General features: G+C 70.6%; 1 protein-coding gene and 1 pseudogene. One reads left to right on the plus strand and one right to left on the minus strand.

Annotation, left to right across the window (positions count from 1 at the left end):
- On the plus strand, nt 1–376 hold a 376-nt coding region (locus JZ791_RS47305), incomplete at its 5' end, for a hypothetical protein (protein WP_216903911.1).
- Nucleotides 377–987: 611 nt separating this feature from the next.
- Here the strand turns inward: JZ791_RS47305 and JZ791_RS45870 are convergent.
- Nucleotides 988–1,740, minus strand: a pseudogene (locus JZ791_RS45870) (primosome assembly protein PriA); the annotation flags it as partial.

The raw sequence follows: 1,740 nt of genomic DNA on the forward strand, positions 1-1,740 counted from the left end.
GCTGCTCGGGCTCGGTGTCGGGGTGTCGGTACTCAGTGGGCACGTCGCCCTGGAGGGACGGCGGATCCGCGGGGTGGACGTGTGGACCGACGCGCTGTCCGGCGGTGTGGAGGTCGAGGTGTGCGGCCCCGGCTCCACCGAATCCAGCACCGCCGAACCGCCCGAACCTCTGATCGGCACCGCTGGAAACGCCCGCCCCAACTCCTCCGCGGTCCGCGCCGCTCCGATCACCACGGCCCGCAGCGCCCGTGACCCACACGACGAACACCGAAACGCCGCATCGGTCTTCCCGCACCACCGACAGCTCGGACTGTGCGCGACCTCCCCGGACGCACTGCGCGACAACGCAACCCCCACCTCACGCGCCGACGCCTGACGCCGTCCTCCGAACCGATCCGCCCCCACGCCATGCCCTCGGTCAGCCGCGTCGGTGCGCCGACCGGCCGAGGTCTCGCCCCCCTGCCATCCTGATCCGGACGCGGCATACCGATCGTTCTCCCCGGCGGTGTCCTGCCCGCCCGACCTCTGCCACTCATCCGAGTAGTCATACTTGCTCGATACGTTCCGAGGGGCCACATCGTCTCGATCACCGCGCCGGCCCGGTCCGACACGCCCACCCGGGCCACCACGCCCGCTCGAAACATCCCGATCACCCCGGGCCGCCTCATTCCGGTCATCACGCCAACCCGACCCGACAGGTCCACCCGAATCACCACGGCCACCCGGCACAGTCCGATCACCCCGAGCAACGTCATCCCGGTCGCCACGCCAACCCGACCCGACAGGTCCACCCGAGTCACCACGGTCACTCGATGCGATCCGATCATCGAGTTCACTCAACCCGAACAAATCATTCGGTTCGCTCTGTTCGGCGCTTCCGGACGGCGCGTTCCGGCGGCCGCGGGCGCCTGAGCCGTGCGATGTGCTCCGCTCTGCACGGGCTGGCCGTTCTCGTTGCCTTGCAGCTTCTTTCGCGTTCCGCGCGCCGCCCGCGCGACCCGAGCTCGTATCGTCCGGGAGGGCCAAGGGACCGTTGCAGTGTCGACAGCGTGCGGGTACACGGCATTTCGCGCACGACAGAGCCGGAACGTAACCCCTGCGCGGCACTTGGACGAGCACCGACTCCCCCGCCGCTAAAGCCTTGCGGGCAGCGGTGAAGGCGACGGCGGGGATGCGGACCGCGCGGGCGACCGGATCACGTTCCAGCGCAACGTCACTGTCGCCGGGGGCACTGATACGCGGCGCACACTGACGAATCACCGCCCGATCCGCGAGGAGGTCGTGCGCCCAGCCCGAGGCGACGATGGCCTGGACCTCAGCGGTGCGCGCGAAGCCACCCGCCACGAACGCCGCACCCGTCTCGTGCGCTCGCAGCATCGCCACCTCGCGCGCGTGCGGATACGGAGAGCGGGGTTCGGCGAAGGTGTCGTCGCCGTCGTCCCAGATCGCGATCAGCCCCAGATCCCGCACCGGCGCGAACACCGCACTGCGCGTGCCCACCACGATCCGCGCGGTCCCGCGCAACGCCGCCAGCCACCGCCGATACCGCGCCGACGGCCCCAACCCTGCCGCCAAGCCCACCGCCGTCTCCCCCACCAACTCCTTACACGCCGCCAGCACCCGATCCAGATCCCGCTGATCCGGAACCATCACCACCACACCACGCCCACCCTCGACAACCACCGCCGCCAACTCCGCCAACCGCCGCGCCCAGTCTTCCCCCGGCAACGCCTGCCACGC

This window comes from Nocardia alni (assembly GCF_019038435.1).
GTDB classification, from domain to species: Bacteria; Actinomycetota; Actinomycetes; order Mycobacteriales; family Mycobacteriaceae; genus Nocardia; species Nocardia alni.